Source organism: Neobacillus cucumis, from assembly GCF_002860255.1.
GTDB classification, from domain to species: Bacteria; Bacillota; Bacilli; order Bacillales; family Cytobacillaceae; genus Neobacillus; species Neobacillus cucumis_A.
The window spans coordinates 41,535-59,878 of record NZ_PGVE01000041.1 but is presented as its reverse complement, the minus strand read 5'-3'; the positions used below and the strand labels follow the sequence as shown (position 1 = coordinate 59,878).

The 18,344-nt window shown below is 40.5% G+C and carries 14 protein-coding genes; all 14 read right to left on the bottom strand.

Annotated elements, in window-relative coordinates; all coding sequences use genetic code 11:
- Positions 1-18 precede the first annotated feature (18 nt).
- A complete protein-coding gene (locus CVD27_RS10150) occupies positions 19-3,390 on the bottom strand; it encodes a DUF4832 domain-containing protein (RefSeq protein ID WP_101647794.1) in 3,372 nt (1,123 codons plus the stop codon).
- 85 nt (positions 3,391-3,475) lie between these two features.
- Positions 3,476-4,735 carry a Gfo/Idh/MocA family protein gene (locus tag CVD27_RS10145; protein ID WP_101647793.1) on the bottom strand — a complete coding sequence of 420 codons (1,260 nt, stop codon included), beginning with the start codon at positions 4,733-4,735 and terminating at the stop codon, positions 3,476-3,478.
- Complete coding sequence (nagA, locus tag CVD27_RS10140; protein ID WP_101647792.1) at positions 4,728-5,945, bottom strand: N-acetylglucosamine-6-phosphate deacetylase; 1,218 nt, start codon at positions 5,943-5,945, stop codon at positions 4,728-4,730. The genes CVD27_RS10145 and nagA overlap by 8 nt, the downstream gene beginning before the upstream one ends.
- Entirely contained in the window at positions 5,942-6,928 is a 987-nt protein-coding gene (locus tag CVD27_RS10135) for an ROK family protein (RefSeq protein ID WP_101647791.1), read from the bottom strand. Before CVD27_RS10135 ends, nagA begins: the two co-directional genes overlap by 4 nt.
- 37 nt (positions 6,929-6,965) lie before the next feature.
- Complete coding sequence (locus CVD27_RS10130) at positions 6,966-7,805, bottom strand: carbohydrate ABC transporter permease (protein WP_101647790.1); 840 nt, start codon at positions 7,803-7,805, stop codon at positions 6,966-6,968.
- 14 nt (positions 7,806-7,819) lie between these two features.
- Positions 7,820-8,767 (bottom strand): carbohydrate ABC transporter permease, encoded by a 948-nt coding sequence (locus CVD27_RS10125; RefSeq protein ID WP_101647789.1) that lies wholly within the window; start codon positions 8,765-8,767, stop codon positions 7,820-7,822.
- Positions 8,768-8,832: 65 nt separating this feature from the next.
- Positions 8,833-10,107: an ABC transporter substrate-binding protein gene (locus CVD27_RS10120; protein ID WP_101647788.1), complete on the bottom strand. Its 1,275-nt coding sequence runs from the start codon at positions 10,105-10,107 to the stop codon at positions 8,833-8,835.
- Positions 10,108-10,201: 94 nt separating this feature from the next.
- Complete coding sequence (locus CVD27_RS10115; RefSeq protein WP_101647890.1) at positions 10,202-11,767, bottom strand: gamma-glutamyltransferase family protein; 1,566 nt, start codon at positions 11,765-11,767, stop codon at positions 10,202-10,204.
- A gap of 95 nt (positions 11,768-11,862) precedes the next feature.
- Entirely contained in the window at positions 11,863-13,167 is a 1,305-nt protein-coding gene (melA, locus tag CVD27_RS10110; RefSeq protein ID WP_101647787.1) for an alpha-galactosidase, read from the bottom strand.
- Positions 13,168-13,191: 24 nt separating this feature from the next.
- Positions 13,192-14,124, bottom strand: a complete 933-nt coding sequence (gene pfkB / locus CVD27_RS10105; RefSeq protein WP_101647786.1) for a 1-phosphofructokinase — start codon at positions 14,122-14,124, stop codon at positions 13,192-13,194.
- A 3-nt stretch (positions 14,125-14,127) separates the two neighbouring features.
- Complete coding sequence (gene gatY / locus CVD27_RS10100) at positions 14,128-14,979, bottom strand: tagatose-bisphosphate aldolase subunit GatY (protein ID WP_101647785.1); 852 nt, start codon at positions 14,977-14,979, stop codon at positions 14,128-14,130.
- Between the two features lie 2 nt (positions 14,980-14,981).
- The gene (locus tag CVD27_RS10095) at positions 14,982-16,187 is read right to left on the bottom strand and encodes an SIS domain-containing protein (protein WP_101647784.1); all 1,206 of its coding nucleotides are present in this window, start codon (positions 16,185-16,187) and stop codon (positions 14,982-14,984) included.
- 64 nt (positions 16,188-16,251) lie between these two features.
- Positions 16,252-16,971: a GntR family transcriptional regulator gene (locus tag CVD27_RS10090; RefSeq protein ID WP_101647783.1), complete on the bottom strand. Its 720-nt coding sequence runs from the start codon at positions 16,969-16,971 to the stop codon at positions 16,252-16,254.
- A gap of 338 nt (positions 16,972-17,309) precedes the next feature.
- A complete protein-coding gene (locus tag CVD27_RS10085) occupies positions 17,310-18,239 on the bottom strand; it encodes a phosphate ABC transporter substrate-binding protein (protein WP_101647782.1) in 930 nt (309 codons plus the stop codon).
- Positions 18,240-18,344: the final 105 nt, after the last annotated feature.

Genomic DNA, 18,344 nt, shown 5'->3' with positions numbered 1-18,344 from the left:
CCCACTTTAGGCTTCTAATTACCTAGCCAATGTGATGGAATCAAGGCGCGTCCAGCCATCCGGCCTCTCACCATCCACTGCAAGTTTAATGCCCGGCTGATTATTTTGCGGATCCAAAATAGCAATCAGTACTGTGTACCGTCCTGGTTTGAGTTTTTTTGAAAGTGAGTAGTCAACATTTAGTGATTTCCTTCCTGGCAGCCAATTACGAATATCAACTGATTCAATTTTTTGAATGCTTTTCTTTACTATGTTTCCTTGGCTGTCTTCTAAGGCAACTGCAAATGGCCAATCGAAGTAGAATGGCGCAACCCCTTTATTGTTCCAGTCCATTGATAGATTCAGTTGATCCCCAATACTTGCTTTATTTTCGTGGCGGACTGATTCTAATACAAAATGGTAGCCCATCATATTATGGAGTAAATCAATATTCGCCTGCTCAGAGTCTGTAACATCCTTCCCTTTTACTAAAGAGGCAGGTGAGGATGGGCCCATCCAGGACGTGTGACTTACTCTCGCCTGTCTTAAAGTTTCCATAATGGTGCTATCTGATAGTGATAACATCGGATTTCCGCTGTGAAATTCTCCTCCTGAATAAGCATACTTCCAAAAATCAGGCATTTTAGAAGCTCCTTGTACTGTTGCAGAATCCTCTCCATTATCAACATACGGGCCTATTTCATTCCAGCCATTCACAGTCCAATCAACCCACGTATCTGTTGCGCCTTTGCTGCCAAATACATCATTGAATAAACCAAGTTTATTAGCTGAAGCAATTGGAAATGGCTTTCTCATACCCAGCATTTTGTTAGTGAAATATTTTAGGTAATGACCGACATACTGGTCTGAAACTGATAAATTCGGAAATTTCCCTGAAACTTCCTCCGGCCAATTGTGAAACTCACCCCAATGTCCAAGACTGCCTATTTGAACAAAGGCAATTTCTTGGTCATTGTTATACCTCTCAGCTAAAGCTTTAATTGCTCTCTCATGTTCAGCTATTAACACCGGGCTACTGTAATTAGGTGAAAAACCTTTCCCTACTACGGATGGGGGAGTATCGTACCATTTGCCCGCCCCGTCTGTCCCTTCAGTTTGAATTAATTCATTGTAAAGCCAATCGGGAATATCCATTTCAGGTCCATTCCCCGGGTCATCCAGTACAAAACGAAGATTTATTCGTGTACCTTCCTTCTTCCACTTTTCGAATTGAAATTTGTTTTCAATTTCCTCCCAATTATATTTTCCTTTCTCCGGTTCCAGTTCACGCCATGTGATGTTTGCATACACAAGTGAATGTGGCTGAACGAGCGTCTTATCTGTATCAGCCCAACCAACCCATCCCATAAATGGGTTGTTCAAAACGTTAAAGTTTTCCTTTGGTTCATATCCCACTGTCTTTTGATTCATATTTATTCCTTGTGTTAACTCTAAAGGGCTTTGCCCCAAGGCAGGGAGATTGTATGCATTTTTTCCAACATATGTGATACGGAATGGTTTAGGCTCTTGCCGGCCAATTTCGTCTTGATAAAAATAAAACAGTGCATAATCGGATGTAATTTCAGCATGAACAGGCCCTTTATCTTCCCAATCATTTTGCTTTTTATTAAGCAGGAATAAATGATTGTATTGAATCTTTGCATCCGGGCCAAAATTGCTCCATGATGTAGTTTTTATGCCCGTATCGACATTAGCATCTGTATCCAGGTAAAAAGTGTTTTGCGTATTAACATTCTTACCTTCAACGAGCAGATAGACCTTTTTCGCATCCTGCGCTGCCTTAAGTGAGATCGTTTCTCCTTTACCTTTTATTCCTTGGTCGATATTTGCCCAATCATCACCCTTCCCATCTGTTGTTATTGCTCCACCAGAAGGGCCCGTCGCAAGAGCATATTCTCCCTCACTATCTAAAGCAGGCGCATAGTCCCCCCCTACTCCAAGTGCCACGCGCATAGTTTCGGCAGCGTTTGAATATGAGGAGAGGTCAATCTCCATTTCTAAAAGCTTTTGACCTGTTTGTGCTGCTTCTGCTATAACCCATGGGATTGGTCCAATTAAATCCCACGCCCAACCCGCACTTGTACTCTTGTATAAATTTCCGTTTTGAACAAGATAATCTGCACCGGTTCGTTTATACTCCCAGCCTTGATATCCGGTTTCAGGATTATTATCACTATCAATAAAAAGATTGGTCTCCTCGTCAAATGATTCTGCCTGTGCTAGAATAGCAATCTTATTATTTCTGGCAAAAGCTTTTATAGATGTTACTTTGCCTTGACCTGCAATAGCAGGTATCCCTTCCCACTCATCAGAATGTCCATCCACCGATATTTTCGGAAGAGGTGGTACGACAAGAGGAGTATTCTGTTGCGTATCTGGTACTCTAATATCATTTGAAGCTAACCCCAGTGTAATCGTCCTAGCTTTTGATAGATTTATATCAGAAAAGGGAATTTTATATTCAATTACCCTATTATCCCCAGAGCCTGTTTCCGCATATTTAATCATAGCTCCATCAACGGGTCCCCAATTCCAGCCTGCACCAGTACTTTTAAAAAGTCCTCCATTTTCTATTAACCAATCTCCCCCAAATCCAGGCCAGCCGGCATCTGTGTATCCAGTGTCTGAGCTGCGGTCTGTGTCAATGAAAATATCATTAAACTCTGCCATTCGCCCCTTTACAAGGACATAAAGATTTGCCTCATCCTGTGCAGCATAAAGAGTCGTTTTATTATCTGATGATGATGCCGCGGGTTCCACTCCGTCCCAATCCGTAAAATCACCGTCTACTGAGATTTTTACATCTTGACCAAACGCTGCTCCGGCAGGAGGCGGTACCACAAGCATCAAACCACCTGGTGAAGGCAAATACTCACTTCCCGGCTGTGCAAAGGCAATCCTAAGGTTCGTGTTCGCATAGGAAGAAAATTGCGAAAGATCTACTTCCATCTCATAAGTAGAACCTTCAAAAGCTGTTGTGGCAAGACCTGTTTTTATCCAATTCCCATCACTTGCAATCAAAATTTCACCGTTTTCGATTTTTACATCGACTCCGGTACTGTTATCCCAATATGGGAATGAAAGGCCAGTTTTTTCGTTCCCATCTATATCTAAATACCAAGTTCCTTTAGAGCCGAGACCAGGACCTTTGACCATCGCATATAACTTTCCATTTTTTTGAACAGCTTTTAGCTCTTCTAGATGCTGCGAAGAAGAGAAGGCTACATGTGAAACATTTTCCCATTGTTCCGGACTGCCATCAAATTGGTCAATTGTATTGCTCTTTACATTATTGGTGGTTGCAAAACTGCCGGTTGTCATGAGGGAAAAAGCAAGAAGTGCAACCGCGCTCGTCCGAGTCCCTTTTCTGACAAAACGCTTAATCCCCAATTATAAAACCTCCATTAACAAATTCTCTGGGTCCCTAATCATTTTCAAAGTAATAGAGAGTAAGGATCATAGCTGCTGAGTTGATTTAAACCAAGGATTTTTTTTCATTTAATCGGTCCAAATACTCTTTCATATCAATCGTTTTTCCTGAAAGCCTTGATTCTTCGGCCGCGAAAGCAATCAGGTGGCTCTTGGTAGAAATCATCGCTGATGTTGTGCTGTTGGTGTTACTTTCCTTCACTTGCCTAATGAAGTCTTCCATAATGAGGGTATCTGAACCATCATGTCCCCCTTCGACCTTTTCTGGATTGATTCTTTCTACTTTTCCAGTAAAGTACTTAATTTCAATCTCATTTTTTAAGGCGTCGCCGCGGATTTCCCCTTTTGTCCCCATGATTTTAAAAGTCCGGCTAATTTCGTTTGTGAAAGCTGTCATCGTAAAGGCTACCGTTACTTCATTATCAAATAATAGATTGACTACTTGATGGTCAACCACATCATTATCGCAGCGGTAGACACATCGCCCATATGGACCTTCCTCCAAGCCTTTCAGCCGTTTCTCATAGGTAGGTTCAAGGGAAACGACATTTGCTGGCCAGTCTGTTCTCTCGTTCAGATACATTTTAACCGCAGAATAGATGCATTCCCGCTCCACCTTGCAAGTCGTACATCGATCTGATGACCCTTCAGGAGCGTTTTCTTCTTTAAAATAAGTTAGACTTCCGAAGGATGATACTTTTGTACATTCTGCGTTCACCAGCCATTGAAGCATATCCATATCATGACAGCATTTTTGTAGAATCATTGGACTTGATTCAATAGAATTGCGCCAATTGCCACGAACGAAACTATGTGCCTGGTGCCAAAAACCTACATTCTCATTCCATTGAATGGAAATTACCTTTCCAATTTTCTGTTCATCTATTATTTCTTTTAAAGCCCTGAAATAAGTAGAGTAACGCATAACATGACACACAGTGATCAGACTTCCATATTTTTCTGCCTTTTGGGCAATTTCAAGCGACTCCACTGGATCTGGGGACATCGGCTTTTCCAACAGAATCTTGTAGCCCTTTTCAATTGCCTTCATTACTGGCTTGTAGTGCATTCGGTCATGGGTACAAATTAAAATTGCTTCACAGAGCTTTGGCTGATCGAGCAATTCTTCCCATGTTGTGAATTGCATTTCTTCTGGAATTTTATGGTCTTTGGCGAATCTATCCCGCCGCCCCGAGTTTCCCTCAGCAACTGCAATAAACTGAATTTCTCTTGGATTTTTCAAGGCATAAGACGCATAAGCAAACATTCCTCTTGAACCTGCGCCAATTAAAGCAGCTTTAATCATTTCCATGCACCCTTTCCAGTGTGATTTTTATTGGTTTAGAACTTGATGTGCCTGAACAATTGTAAACTTCCTTTCCCTTTACAAAAGTAGACAGAATGGTAAGCTCTGAATCTACTAATAAAAAGTCAGCATCCTTACCGGCTTCGATGGAACCCTTTTGATGACCCATATGAATCTGACGCGCGGGGACCAAGGTAAAAGAAGGTAAAATAGCTTCGATTGAATATCCAGTAAACGTTAGGATGTTCTTAAAGGCATTGATCATGGTTAAGGTACTTCCGGCAAGGCTGGACCCATCCTTCAACATCACTTGGCCTTCTTTCATGACAACATCTCCATATTCTCCTTCAGGCAGCCCCGCACAGGCAACTGCATCCGTAATTGCACAGATGTTCGAAGGTCCTTTTGTATCGAATAAGAGCTTTACTATGGCTGGATGAACATGAATTCCATCCGATATAATTTCAGGTGTAATCTCATTCATTATTAATCCAGCCCCGGCAACACCTGGTTCACGATGATGAACCGGGCTCATTCCATTAAAATGATGTGTCGTTTGTGAGGCGCCTTTTTTAACTGCTTCTTTTACTTGCTCAAAAGTAGCATCTGAATGTCCAATTGAAACCGTTACACCATTATCCTTAAGAAATTGCAGGGCCATCATCCCATTTTCAATCTCAGGTGCTATGGTGGCCAGCTTCAACTGCCCGTTTCCAGCTTCCAAAAATTCTTTTAGTTCAATAAGATTACTTGGCCTTATTTCTTCTTTACTTTGGGCACCGCATCTTTTTAGATTCAGATAAGGACCTTCGAGGTGGATTCCAATAATTTCTGCTCCCGGCACCCCTTTTTCCATGGAGTCTGCAGCACAATTCAAAGCCTTTATAATCGCTTCTCTTGTACCTGTTGTCGTCGTTGCTAAAAACGAGGTAGTGCCGTGTTTAGCATGGTATGTACTGACACCCGATAAGGCTTCGTATGTCCCATCCATCACACTGTACCCATTCCCGCCATGGATATGTATATCGATAAACCCGGGTAACAGTAATAATCCTTCAGCATCAATGATCCGGTCATATGTTGAAGAGTTTTCACAAACTCCCGCTTCTTCTATTTTCCCTTCATTATTAACAACTACTGAGCTTCTTTCAATCACTGCATCAGGAGTATATACTCTTGCATTCTTAATCAAGGTTCTCTGAACTGTCATAATATTGTCCTCTCTTTAACGCTTTTACTTTTTTGATATTTCGAATTTGCCAAATCAGCTGAACCATAAAGCCCTGCCGAATCTCCTAAACTTCCAACTGTTATCAAAGGTTGCATTGGACCAAGCTGTTCGAGGAAGACCTCCTTAATTGGATTTAATAGATAGCTGCCTGCAGCAGCAGCCCCGCCTCCTATCACAATAATTTCCGGATTTAAAAGTAGTGAAGCGGTTACAAGTTTGCTAGCTAACGTCTGTCCAACATACTGGAAAATTTCCAATGCGATTTTATCACCCTTTAATGCCGCAGAATAAACAGTTTTTGATTGGATTGGCCCCTCAAATTCACTCATTATCGTTTCTTTTCCTAAACGAACGGCTTCAGTTGCCAACCGGCTAATGCCACTTGCAGAAGCGACAGTCTCGAGACAGCCACGCTTGCCGCAATTGCATGCTGAATGCTCTCCAGGCACAATATCATGACCAATCTCACCAGCAAAAAAGTTACTTCCGCAAATGATGTTTCTCTCAATCATCACCCCTGCCGCCATCCCAGTACCGAGTGTTACACAGATAACATTTTGAAACCCTTTGGCACTTCCAGCGATTGCTTCACCTCGGGTATAATTACGGACATCGTTGTCAATAAAAACCGGGACGCCTAACCTTTTCGTCATTTCATCAGCAAAGGGCACATTGTCATACCCGAGATTTACCGCATGAATCGCAGTCCCCTCCCCAGGATTCACCTTCCCGGGGACACCAATACCAACGCAAAGGAGGTGTTCCAAACCTGCTTTGTCCTTAAGGGACATGACCTCGCCTGAGAGCTGGTCAAAAAACTCTGCCGGGTTGCTTGTTTTTTGGGAAAGATTGGGCTTCAACGTTTGTATGCTAACTTTTTCAAGCAAAGTTAAGGAGGAGTCAAATATGCCAATCACTGTGTTGGTCCCACCCACATCAACTCCCACTATTCCGTGTTCCATACATTCACCCCTTTATAAAAATCAATATCTTTAAGCATTACCCCTTTGTCCCACTAATCGCAATTCCTTCAACAAAATGTTTTTGAAGGAAGATAAACATTATAATCATTGGCCAAGATGCTAGAAGAGAACCTGCCATTAGGACAGGGAAATTGGTTAAAAATTGCCCCTGCAGTGATGCTAAACCTGCCGATAAAGGCATTTGATCAGGCGAATTATTGACAATCAGCGGCCACATTAAATCGTTCCAGCACCAAAGGATCGTAAAAATGGCATGTGCGATGAGCCCTGGTTTTGCTAATGGAAGCATAATTTTCCAATAAATTTGAAAATGATTACAGCCATCCAATTTCGCTGCATCCTCTAGTTCACTCGGCAGGGTCATGAAAAACTGGCGCAATAGGAATGTTCCAAAAACGCTGGTAATCCCAGGGACAATTAATGCTTGTAATGAATTAAGCCATCCCAGTTTTACCATGATTAAATACTGTGGAATAATATAAGCCTGGCTTGGCACCATTAATATGGAAAGAAGTAAAATAAACAAAAGGTTTCTTCCAGGAAAATTAATACGGGCAAATGCATATGCTGCCAAGGAACAAAATAGCAATTGGCCGAGTGTCTTAAAAATTGTCGTAAGAATGGTATTCCAATAAAACTTTAAGAAAGGCAGAGTTACAAAAATTTCCGTAAAGTTACTCCACTTTAATTTAGACGGAATAATGACAGGGGGTACTTGTGTAGACTCACCAAATGTCTTTAGTGAAGTTAACACCATCCAAAGAAAAGGTGTAATCATACTTAATGCCCCGATAATTAAAATAACGTGAATAAGTATATTTCTTGGTCTCTTAATGGACGCAGCTTTTCCTGACATGTCAAAATCCCCCCTTATTCATAATGCACCCATTTTTTCTGTAATCTAAATTGCAAGATTGTAAATATCAAGATAATCACAAAGATAAATAATGATATTGCTGCCGCATATCCTTTGTCATTGTTAATAAAAGCCTGTTTATAGAATAAGTAAACGAGAGTCTGGGTTTCCTGAATAACAGGGCTATTTGGCCCTACCATCATATAGACTAGTTCAAACATCTGAAATGTGTTGATCAATGACATAACGGTTACAAAAAATAATGTAGGTGTTAATAATGGCAGGGTAATTCTAAAGAATCGGACAAATGGTGTTGCTCCGTCGATTTCAGCAGCTTCATAAAAGGTTTTAGGAATACCTTGCAAACCAGATAGAATAATGACCATGTTATAACCGACAGCTCCCCAGACCGCGACACAAACCAATGAGTATAGAGCAATGTTTGGATCAGTCAGCCAGCCCAGCCCTTTAATGCCAATTCCTCTTAAAAGGTAATTGATTAATCCGTAGTCGGAATTGTATAGCCACTTCCAAACAATCGCAACTGCAGCAGGCATTGTAACAACGGGAATAAAGTAAAGGGTCCTGTAAATGGTCATTCCGCGTATTTTTTGATTTAAAAGGACCGCGACAAATATGGAAATACTTATGCCAAGCGGAACAGATAGTGCGGTAAAAATGACCGTATTTTTTAAAGCTCCCAGCAGTTCAGTATCATGAAACAGCCGTTTATAATTCACCAATCCGCCGAACGTATAAGTACCAAATCCTCCCCATTCAGTAAAACTTAAATAAAACGATTGTAGTAAAGGCCAAATATTAAATATCAATGTCCCTGCCAAGGTTGGTAGGATCATAACATAGGCCCAAAAATAATCATTCCGTTTCGATTTGCTCATCAATTTTTTCGTCTTTTTGGCTGAATCAATCTCCTGCGTTATTTCGACCCTTGACGTTTCCATCCACTCACCCCTCTAATTATCAAGTATTAGGAAGAAGTGCTAGGAAGCACTTCTTCCCTGTTAAATTAATGTTTTTCACTGGCAAGAACGTCGTCTACCTTTTTCTTTAGCTCTTTTAATGCATCATCAATACTCATTTTTCCAGACCAAGCTTTAGTTAAGGTTTCAGTTTCAATTTGCTGCCATTTGCGTGTTTCCACCGAGGCCGGGTATGGAACGGCATCCTTTGTCATATCAATAAATACCTGTAGATTAAAGTTTGGATTTGACTTTACCCAAGCATCCTGAGTTCCTTCATATGCCGGTATTACAGTTCCGGTTTCCGCCTGAATTTTATTAGCTTCTTCACTGCCTAAAAATTTGGCAAATTCCCATGCTTCCTTCGGATGCTTCGAATTAGCCGCGATTACATTTCCAAGTCCATGGATGACGACCGCTCTCTTTTCACCCATTGGCAGCATAGTTACATCCACTTTATCCTTCGTATATTCATTTTTTGCGAATTCAATTTGTGACCAAGATCCCCCAAAAATCATGGCTACTTTACCAGATTCAAAGAGTGATAGAACAGGTGTATCCGTCATTTGAGCAAGTGTAGGGGATACTTTATAAGTATTTATCATATCGTAAAGGAATTTGATTCCTTTAATTGTAGCCGGATCATCATAGCCAGACTTTGTTTTGTCATTATTTAAGATATATCCGCCAGCCTGTGGAACTGTGTTGTACCAGCCTTGCTGCGGGTCTAATTGGGATGCGAAGCCATAAATACCCTTTGCTGGATCTGTTAATTTTTTTGCATTTTCCACAAGGTCATCCCAGGTCCAATTTTCATCAGGATACTTTAGACCTGCTTTATCAAATAATTCTTTGTTATACCAAAGGCCAATAGTGTCGTAGTCCTTAGGAATTCCATAATTTTTCCCATCAACAGTATAGATATCAACTAAAGCCTTCGGGAATTTTGATAAGTCAACATTGTCATTTTTGATCTGATCAGAAATAGGGAGAAGCACCTTTCCTCTTGCATACTTTTGAATGTTTGCTGCATTAAGCCAAAATAAATCTGGTAAGCTTCCGCCAGTTGCAGAAGTCTCCAATTTGGTCCAGTATTGATCCCATGGTGTAACTTCTACTTTTACCTTTATATTCGGGTGACTTTCGGTAAATTTTTTAGCAATTTCTTTAAGGGCTGGAGCCTGGTTTACATCCCAGATTCCATAGGTTAATGTTACATTTCCATTAGAATTTTTTTCGTTGCCGCTTGTATTACTGCTGCCTGAACATGCTGAGAGCATTAACAATAAGACTACTGCAAGAATTGAAAAGTACTTCTTCATTTTCCATTCACGCCCCTTAAGATTTTAAAAATAGATCCTACCTCCGACGAAAGGTTTCCCAATTAAAATGCTGTTGCACTATTAAATTCTAAATCTACCAAGCGGCAATTGCTCCATCTGTTCGGGGTTCGGTTCCGCCGGCTAAAACACCATCAGAATTACGGATAATAATCTGGCCTTTGCCAAAAATCCTTTTGTCTGCTGTCCAGCAAATATCGTGCCCCTTCCTTTTTAAGGCCATAGCCAACTGTTCCGGAAAGCTTTGTTCTACAAAGACGCTTTTTCCTTTTGACCAATGCCAGCGAGGCGCATCTAAAGCTGCCTGCGGATTAAGGTGAAAATCAAGCAAGTTCATAATGACTTGCACATGTGCCTGGGGCTGCATTTGGCCGCCCATCACACCGAATGGCCCAACAGGATTTTTATCCTTTGTGATAAATCCCGGGATGATCGTGTGTAATGTCCTTTTCCCTGGTTGAAGGCTATTGATATGCGATCGATCTAATGAGAAGCCGGCTCCCCGGTTTTGCAGGCTGATTCCTGTTCCTGGCACCACTAGCCCCGACCCGAAACCATTGGCATTGCTTTGAATAAAGGAAACCATATTCCCTTCACCGTCAGCTGTGGCAAAATAAACCGTCCCGCCTTTTGGCAATTGACCAGGAGCAGGCTCGATTGCCAGGTCGCCAATTAGTTTCCTTCGTTCTCGAGCAAATTCTTCACTAAGAAGTTGTTCAGAACTTACCATCATGTAGTGCGAGTCAGTGATATTGGCAAAACCGTCTGAGAAAGCAATTTTAATCGCTTCAATTTGCTTATGAAAGGTTTCTACAGACTCTCTGGCGCTGAACTCAAAATCTTTTAACATGTTCAATGCCATTAAAGCAACCAATCCCTGCCCATTTGGCGGAAGCTCCCAAATCTCGTAATCTCTATACTTTACATGGATGGGCTTTACCCATGCCGGCTCATAGGCCGCTAAGTCTTCCATGGATAAAAAACCGTGATATTTTTCAGCAAACCGGGCAATTTTTTCAGCTATTTCCCCGCGGTAAAAGGATTCACAATCCGATTCTGCCAATTTTTTCAGTGTATCGGCGTGATTTGGTGAGCGCCAAACTTCCCCGATATGAGGAGGTCTTCCTTCTGGAGCAAAAGTGTTAAACCAATGAGTAAACTCCTCACCTTTTAACTCCTTGCAAAAGTTATCATATTTTAATTGCCAGCGGTTCCAAAGATCAGGTGAGATTGGGTATCCTCCATCTGCATATTGAATAGCTGGTAAAAATACTTCATTCAGCGGGATACGGCCAAACCGTTTCGAAAGGGCAGCCCATCCTCCAGGTGCTCCCGGTATGGTTACCGATAACCACCCAACACCCGGAATACGGTTGTATTCTCTCTTTTTAATGGCTTCAATCGAAATTCCATGAGGAGCAGGCCCGCTTGCATTAAGGCCATATAGTTCCCCTTTATAGCAAACAATTGCAAATGCATCTCCACCGATGCCATTTGAAGTTGGTTCGACAACAGTTAAACAAGCTGCAGTCGCGATAGCTGCATCGATGGCATTCCCGCCTTTTTTCAAAATGTCTAATCCCGCTTGAGCCGCTAAAGGCTGTGAGCAGGCCACCATTCCATTTTTGGCGTAAGTAACCATTCTTTGTGAAGCGTATGGCAGATATAACGGATCAAAATTCAAGTTGCCCCCCCCTTCAAATTGACGATGTATTTAGATAACGCTTTCATAACTGTTTACCTTAAATCACCAATGTACTCTTTCTCAGCCTCATATAATTCATTGAACATAGCCTTTATTTCAGCTAAAGAACAAACAGCTGAGGTCAACGGGTCTATGGTTAATGCATAAAATGCTTTTTCTTTATCTTTTTCCAAGACTGCCTGTACTGCTAATTCAAAATATGCCATATTGCTTCTGCATAAAGCTGCCAGATGTTCAGGAAGCTTGCCAAATCGGGTTGGCTGCACACCATTTCTGTCGACGAGACAGGCTACTTCTACCACTCCATCAGACGGTAAATTTTCAATCAATCCACTATTTGGGACATTGCCGTAAATTACTTGTGGTCTATTATTCAGGATTCCATCAATAATAATGGCTGCATATTCGTGACTGGATTCCAGCTTAATTTCTTCTTCACCGGTTAATTTCTTTAAAATCCTTTCATCACTTTGTTTTCTCCAGGTCGGCCAATTATTTGCATAAAAACCTGTTGCGCCGTTATATCCGGTACTACAGTGAGTATCAATTAAATCCTGACGCTTTCTGTAATAGGGGATGTATTCGGAAAAGTGGCCGCTAGATTCTGAAACAAACTTGCCTAAGTATTTCATTGCGTCAAGGCGAACTGGATCTTTTGCCAAGAGGCCAGGGTCTTTTTCAATTTTTTCTTTTAGAATAGGGTACATATCTTTTCCATGATGGGTTAATTCCAAAAACCAAGACATGTGGTTGATGCCTGCTGATCTCCACTTTAACTCCTCGTATGGAACATCAAGGTACTCAGCAAGTTGTCTAGAGGTGTGCTGGATGGAATGACAGAGTCCCACTACCGGTACATCTGTAATTCTTGAGGTTGCCAGGGTGACTGCAGACATTGGGTTTGTATAATTCAGGATGGTTGTGTTCGGACATAATTCATTAATATCAGCGACAATTCCTACCCAGGCAGGAAGCGTCCGTAATGTTTTAAAGAGTCCTCCCGGACCAAGCGTATCACCAATACACTGATTCACTCCGTACTTAAGGGGAATTTCAAATTCATTTTTAACGGTGGACAATCCGGCCACTTCAATTTGGTTAATCACAAAATCAGATTCCGGTAAAACATCTCTTCTATTTACCGAAGAAGTAACACTCCACTTTTTTCCGGTTAGAGCGATTGTTTTTTCTACTAATCGATGAGCGATCTCCAAACGCTTTTCATCAATATCCACTAATCCGATTACACCATTATTTAGTCCTTCAATGTTTAAGATATCGATAACAATATTTTGAGTAAAAAAGCTTCCGGCACCAATAATCGTAATTTTGGTCATATGGTTCATCCTCCCGGTTATTACTTACAAGTTAGTTATTTCGACTACTTTTATTAAGTTAATAAACTGTTGGACTTCTAATGGGTTTATTGATCCTGTTTTCTCTGAAGCTGCATTTGACATTCCGCAGGCACACGCCCACTTGAGTACCTCCTCAAGAGAATATTCCTTAGAATGGGCAAATGTGAAACCTGCCAGCATGCTATCACCTGAACCGACTGGGTTCATTGCTTTGATAACAGGGATATCTGCCTTTAGTATTCTGGATTTACTCACTAACAAGGCGCCTTCCTTTCCCATGGAGAGAAGAAGGTATTCAACCCCGTTTTTGCAAATTTCTTGAGCATATTCCATCATTTCATCGAGTTCAATGTGAGATTTACCAATCAATTTGCAGAACTCTTCTTTATTCGGCTTTATCAAAAATGGTTTGCCTTGTATTCCTTGGGCTAATCCTATTCCACTCGTATCTAATAGAAAATACCTCCCCTTTTGTTTTGCTCTATCAGCAAGAAGCTGATAAAAACTTTGCTCGAGCCCAGTCGGCAGACTTCCGGATGCAACTATATAATCTGCTTCTTCCAGAATTGAATCGTAAATCTCTAAAAATAGCTTTCTCTCATCCTCTGAAATATATGGACCTTGTTCCAAGATTTCTGTTTGTCCATCCTCGGTTAAGATGGCCAGGCATGACCTTGTTTCACCCTTAATTGGTATGAAGCGGTTTTCTAACATTGAATCTTGGAGCCGGTCAGCAATCCATTCCCCATTTTTCCCGCCAAGAAATCCTGTGCAGGATACTTTCATTCCTAACTGAGATAAGACCCGGGATACATTCAATCCTTTTCCACCGGCAGTTTTATCTATTGAAGCAGCACGATGGATTTGCCCAATCTGAAAGACGGGTAAGCTGTATCTTACATCAATTGATGGATTTAAAGAAACTGTTGCAATCATGAGTTAACCTCGATTCACACTGCCGCACATTTTGATTTTTTCCATTATTACTTTTTTCATTTCTGCTACTGCATCATGAAAATAAAACCTTGGATCACTCGCTTCTGGATGCGCTTTCAAATAACTGCGGAGCCCTTTCACAAATGCCAACTTTAATTCCGTCGCGACATTCACTTTACAAATCCCTCTTTTAATGGTTTCTTGAACTAATTCGTCCGGAAGACCAGAAGCACCATGAAGAACAAGCGGGATATCCACTTCTTTTTGAATCGCAGCCAATCGATCAATATCTAATTTAGGTTCGCCTTTATAGAGTCCATGGGCGGTTCCAATTGCCACTGCCAATGAATCAATCCCTGTTCGGGCGACAAATTCTTTTGCCTCTTTTGGATTGGTATAAATCTGATCTTTTTCATCCACTTCCATATCATCTTCTATACCGCTTAATCGCCCAAGCTCGGCCTCAACAGCTGTTCCAAATCTGGCAGCATACTGGGCAACTTCCCGGACAATCCTTACATTTTCTTCAAACTCATGGTGCGAAGCATCAATCATCACGGATGGAATCCCCATCTCAATCAGCTCTTTAATATCTTCGATGTTTTCATGATGATCCAGATGAAAACAAATAGGAATATCATAAGTTTGTTGTGCGGCTTCCATCATTTTGACTAAAAATTCCTTCCCAATATAGCGGACAGTACTAGGTGTTGCCGCAATCATGACCGGCGAACGAAGCTCCTGGGCTGTTTCCAGAACAGTTTTCATCGTTTCCAAGTTATGAATATTAAATGCTGGAACAGCGTACCCTTTTGACTGTGCATCAACTAATATTGGACTTTTTGAAATAATCATTGTCAATTTCCCCCATCCGTTAATTCCTTTTGGTATGGATGAATAGTAACCCCTTTTACCACCCTGTTCACCACTCCATCAGGGGATGGATTGTCGGGGGCAAATCCAAGTTCTATCGACTTATACATCGCAAATGTTTGGGCAAATAGAATATAGGGAAAAGTCAGAAAAATATCTTCATTTATATTTTCCAAATTGACATTATAGAAAATATCACTCATATTTTGTGCTGTACTATCTGCACAAGATGAAATGGCTATAACCTTTCCGCGATTGGTTTCCCGATAAATTTCATCTAAAATATCAAGGTCATACAGCCTGGTATAAGGATCTCGGGATAATAATACAATTACAATGGTGTCCTTATCTAAAATCGATTTTGGACCATGCCGAAATCCTAGCGAAGAATCATAGGAAGTTGGAATTTTTCCTCCAGTCAATTCCAGGAATTTTAGAGAAGCCTCCCTGGCTAACCCTCCAAACAAACCTGAACCTAGGTAAACGATTTTTGCGAAAGATGTACTAGCTAATTCCCTTAAGGCTCTCTCATTATTTTGCAGGAACGATTCCCCGGCATTAACAATTTCTTTAAAGGTCTTTTCCATTGTAGGGGCGCTCTCGATATGAAATAAAAGCACTACTGATAAGAGCATTGTTGTAAAACTGCTAGTCATCGCAAAACCCTGATCATTTGCCTCTTCAGGCATCAAGATAACTAGATGGTTAGGATCTTTTTTCTTCTTCTTTGCCAAGAGTCCATCTTCATTACACGTAAAAATAATCCCGTAGAAATCATTTATCACTTGTTCTCCTAAGTTAACTGCCGCTAAGCTCTCCGGGCTATTTCCCGACCTTGCGAACGAAATCATAATGGTAGGAAATTTGGGGTCTAAATAGTTATAAGGGTTTGATACAATATCGGTTGTTGGAATACATTCAACAGCTATTTTTCTGTTATTGATCACCTTTTTTATATGAGGGAGAACTGTTTCCCCTACAAAGGCTGACGTCCCAGCACCAGTAAGAATGATTCGGTATTGATTATGCTTCCTTTCAATTTCATTTAAAAAATGAATGATTTTATCTCTGTGATGCAGCAGAATTTTATAGGTTTCTTTCCAAATCCGCGGCTGCTGAGCTATTTCTTTCGCTGTGTGTACGGCGCCATAGTTCTTTCTCTCTAATTCATTAGATTTTAGCAGCTCCATTACCTTTCCTCCCTTTTAGTGTTCATGTCATCATTACCAGTTACCAAATACAGCCGCCAAAATTTTATTTCAGTTCGACTGTGTAAGTAAATTTATCTCCTCTGGCAATAGAGACGGTATATTCAATTACCTCGCTTTGTTCATAGGTAATTCGCTTTAGCATGAGGCAAGGTGACCCCTCCATAATGTGAAGGAATTCGGCCTCCTCGTTTCGGGCACTGACCGCTTTAAAGCTTTCTGTTGCTTTTGTAATACTGACATTGTACTCTTGTCGGAAAATTTCATACATTGGGGTTTGTTCTAATCTTTCACTGGACAGGTTCTGAAAGCGTCTTACCGGAACATAGGATGTCTCGTATATCATTGGATCTTCATCTGCAAGCCTCAATCTGGTAATTTTAAATACTTCTTCATCATCTGCAAGATTCATAATCTTTGTGATTTTACCATCGCCTCTAACCTTCTCAAAAGAAAAAACCTTTGTGGATGGCTGTTTCCCAGCTTTTTTCATTTCTTCGGTAAAACTATAAAACTTAACTAAACTTTGATTGTACACTTTTGGGGAAACAAAAGTTCCTTTCCCATGAATTTTATATATGTATCCCTCCTTTTCTAACTCCTGCATGGTTTGTCTTACGGTTGTCCTGCTAACCTTGTAAGTTTCACATAATTCTCGTTCTGACGGTAGTTGATCGTTTTCTGCCAACTCACCGCGCTCAATTTTATCCAGAATGATGTCCATTAGTTGGTAGTAAAGCGGTAGTCGGTTATCTTTCACTATCATGGCTATGGCTCCTTTAATACAGCTGATATAGTATCATTAGAATATTATTGCCTTTTTTTATATCAAAAAATGAGAATCGCGGTATGGAGTACTTTTTGAATAGTTCATTATAAGGAAATGATGTCATTACCAGTTAATGCAATTATAGACGAACTTATTTAAATTTTCAAAAAGTAATTTTCGACATACATCTGCATTTTCCATACTAACGCGCTTCTCATATGTATAAAGAGAGCTAATCCTATTAGGGGATGATAATTAACAAAGCAATAGACCTCTAGCTTAAGAACTTAAAAAAGGTAAATGCAATAAAGCATTTACCTTTTTATACTAAGCTATTATTTATTTTTTTGGTTTCCTTTAGCATCGCGTTCAACCTGCATTTTTGTTACAGGAAGGTAACCTTGTTTATCTAATAGATTGTTTTGGATATCATCTGACATCATAAAATCAAGGAATGCTTTTGCAAGATCTGTAGCCTCACCTTTTGTATATGAGTGCTCGTATGCCCATACAGGGAATTTACCAGATTGTACATTTTCAGCAGTTGGTTCTACACCGTCAATAGAAAGTGGTGTTACAGTATCATCTGTGAAGTAAGAGAATGCAAGGTAACCAATAGCGCCATCTGTTTCATTGATAATCTTTTTAACTGTGTTTGAAGAATCTTCTGTAATTCCTTCAGCAGGTGTTGCACCATCAAGAGCAAACTTATTGAATACTGCACGAGTACCTGATGAGTCAGGACGGTTTACTAAAACGATCTTTTGGTCTTTTCCGCCAAGTTCTTTCCAGTTTGTGATTTTACCAGTGAATACTTTAATTAAGTCTTCTTTTTTAATATCTTTAATGCCAACTTTAGGGTTAACTGCAGCAGTCATACCTACAACAGCTACTTGATGATCTACAAGCTGATCAGCAGGGATGCCTTCTTTTTCTTCTGCAAATACGTCTGAGTTACCAATTTGTACAGAACCTTCAGCAACTTGTGATAAGCCTGTACCTGATCCGCCAGCTTGGACTTGGATATCAACCTTTGGATTTTGAGCCATGAATTCTTCAGCAGCTGCGGCCACTAAAGGCTGCATTGCAGATGAACCAGAAATAGATAATGAACCTGAAAGTTCTTTTTTCTCTTCAGTTTTAGGAGTTTCCTTGCTAGTGTTACCTTCTGTTTTTTCATTAGATGTTCCGCCTCCACAAGCAGCCATGAAAACCATTACTGCTGCTAATAATGTAAGTAGGCTTAAATTTTTCAAACGTTTCATTTGCTTAATTTCCCCCTATTTGATTCATATCATTTTATGAATCTATTTGTTTTCCTTACAGTAATAAATATAGACCAAAAGTATTAAGTCAGTTTGAACTGTATG

What these genes read in the sequence shown, in the direction of transcription:
- CVD27_RS10125 (WP_101647789.1), bottom strand. Translation starts at nt 8,767, where the DNA reads ATGGAAACGTCAAGGGTCGAAATAACGCAGGAGATTGATTCAGCCAAA.
- gatY (WP_101647785.1), bottom strand. Translation starts at nt 14,979, where the DNA reads ATGATTATTTCAAAAAGTCCAATATTAGTTGATGCACAGTCAAAAGGG.
- CVD27_RS10120 (WP_101647788.1), bottom strand. Translation starts at nt 10,107, where the DNA reads ATGAAGAAGTACTTTTCAATTCTTGCAGTAGTCTTATTGTTAATGCTC.
- pfkB (WP_101647786.1), bottom strand. Translation starts at nt 14,124, where the DNA reads ATGATTGCAACAGTTTCTTTAAATCCATCAATTGATGTAAGATACAGC.
- nagA (WP_101647792.1), bottom strand. Translation starts at nt 5,945, where the DNA reads ATGACAGTTCAGAGAACCTTGATTAAGAATGCAAGAGTATATACTCCT.
- CVD27_RS10085 (WP_101647782.1), bottom strand. Translation starts at nt 18,239, where the DNA reads ATGAAACGTTTGAAAAATTTAAGCCTACTTACATTATTAGCAGCAGTA.
- CVD27_RS10115 (WP_101647890.1), bottom strand. Translation starts at nt 11,767, where the DNA reads ATGGTTACTTACGCCAAAAATGGAATGGTGGCCTGCTCACAGCCTTTA.
- CVD27_RS10095 (WP_101647784.1), bottom strand. Translation starts at nt 16,187, where the DNA reads ATGGAGCTGCTAAAATCTAATGAATTAGAGAGAAAGAACTATGGCGCC.
- melA (WP_101647787.1), bottom strand. Translation starts at nt 13,167, where the DNA reads ATGACCAAAATTACGATTATTGGTGCCGGAAGCTTTTTTACTCAAAAT.
- CVD27_RS10135 (WP_101647791.1), bottom strand. Translation starts at nt 6,928, where the DNA reads ATGGAACACGGAATAGTGGGAGTTGATGTGGGTGGGACCAACACAGTG.
- CVD27_RS10145 (WP_101647793.1), bottom strand. Translation starts at nt 4,735, where the DNA reads ATGATTAAAGCTGCTTTAATTGGCGCAGGTTCAAGAGGAATGTTTGCT.
- CVD27_RS10090 (WP_101647783.1), bottom strand. Translation starts at nt 16,971, where the DNA reads ATGATAGTGAAAGATAACCGACTACCGCTTTACTACCAACTAATGGAC.
- CVD27_RS10130 (WP_101647790.1), bottom strand. Translation starts at nt 7,805, where the DNA reads ATGTCAGGAAAAGCTGCGTCCATTAAGAGACCAAGAAATATACTTATT.